Here is a 1488-nt window from a genome sequence, read left to right as displayed (position 1 = left end):
CGCCGCGGACGCGTGCGGATTCGCTCGGTGGCCTGAGCGACCGCGAGCGCGAGGTGCTGGAACGCATGGCCGCCGGCGACGGCAACAAGCTGATCGCGCGCGAGCTCGACCTGAGCCCGCACACGGTGAAGCGGCACGTGGCGAACATCCTCGGCAAGCTGGGGGTGGATACGCGCGGGCAGGCGGCGGCGCGGTGGCGGGCTACCCCAGCAATCCCAGTTTCACGCACAGATCCCGCGTGATCCCCATGTGCCGGTCGAGCTCGTCGAGCAGCGGCTCGATCGGCGTTGTCGCGTCGTCCGCGGCCGCCTCCTGCAATCGCGTCGCGGTCTCGGYCACGCTGCGCAGCCCCAGGCTCAGCGCCGCGCCCTTCAGCGCATGCGCCTGGCTGCGGATGCTCTCGCGGTCGCGCCGGCCCTGCGTCTGCCGCAGCGCTTGCAGCGTGCCGCTGTGCAGGCTGAAGAAGCGGGCCAGCAGCTCCGCATACTTGGCCGGCGAGAGCGCGACGCTGACGTTGTCGACCGTCGCCTGGTCGAGCGGCGAGGCCGGTGCCGCTGCACTGCTGCCGTCGATCGCCGTGAAGACCGTCGAGGGGTGCTGGCCGTAGCGCCCCAGCACCTCGCGCAGCTGCGGCAGGTGCGCCGGCTTCGTCAGGAAACCGTTCATGCCGGCCTGGCGGGCTCGCTCCTGCGATTCCTGGAACGCGTCGGCCGTCAACGCGATGATCGGCAGCTCGCCCTTCGGCAGCGGCATCGCGCGGATCGCACGCGCTGCCGCGAAGCCGTCCATCAACGGCATGTGCAGGTCCATCAGCACGATGTCGAACTCCTGCGCCTGCACCGCCCGCACCGCCTGCTCGCCGTTCTCGGTGAACACCGCCTGGTGCCCCAGCTTGTCGAGCACCGCTTCCAGGTAGGCGCGGTTCACCGGATGGTCCTCAGCCACCAGCACGCGCATCGGCTGCGTCGCTGCGGCACCGTCCGACGTCGCGCCGGGTGTCGTGCCGCGCGGCGGCTCGATCGCCGGCAGCGGCAGCGTCACGACGAAGCGGCTGCCGACACCCGCCTGGCTGCTGGCCGCGATGTCGCCGCCCATCAGCCGCGCCAGGCTGCGCGAGATCTCCAGCCCCAGGCCGGCACCGCCATGCCGGCGCGAGGTGGTGTCGTCGCCCTGCGAAAAGCGTTGGAACAGGCGGGCGAGCATCGCGGCATCCATGCCGATGCCGGTGTCGACCACGCTGAACAGCAGCGCACCATCGGCATGCCGCGTCACCGCCAGGCTCACCATGCCGGCGTTCGAGAACTTCAGTGCGTTGCTCAGCAGGTTGAACAGGATCTGCTTCAGCCGCGTCGCGTCGGCGCTGACCCAGGGCGGCACGTCGGGCGCGATGCTCACCTGCAGCTGCAGGCCCTTCGCATGCGCCTGCACGCGCATCAGCGCATCCACCTGGCCGAGCATCGCCACCAGGTCCAGCGGCTGCGGCACGAC

2 protein-coding genes are annotated in these 1488 nt (G+C 71.2%); one reads left to right on the top strand and one right to left on the bottom strand.

The genetic code is table 11. The features are described 5' to 3' along the window. On the top strand, positions 1–242 hold a 242-nt coding region (locus AC1D15_RS31800), incomplete at its 5' end, for a response regulator transcription factor (RefSeq protein WP_477829193.1). On the opposite strand, the gene AC1D15_RS31795 is transcribed toward AC1D15_RS31800, so the two are convergent. Further along, positions 202–1488: ATP-binding protein (locus tag AC1D15_RS31795; protein ID WP_477829192.1), on the bottom strand; the 1287-nt coding region annotated here is incomplete at its 5' end. The genes AC1D15_RS31800 and AC1D15_RS31795 overlap by 41 nt on opposite strands.

Source organism: Rhizobacter sp. P2_H2 (genome assembly GCF_056403375.1).
This window is presented reverse-complemented; position numbering and strand designations above follow the sequence as displayed.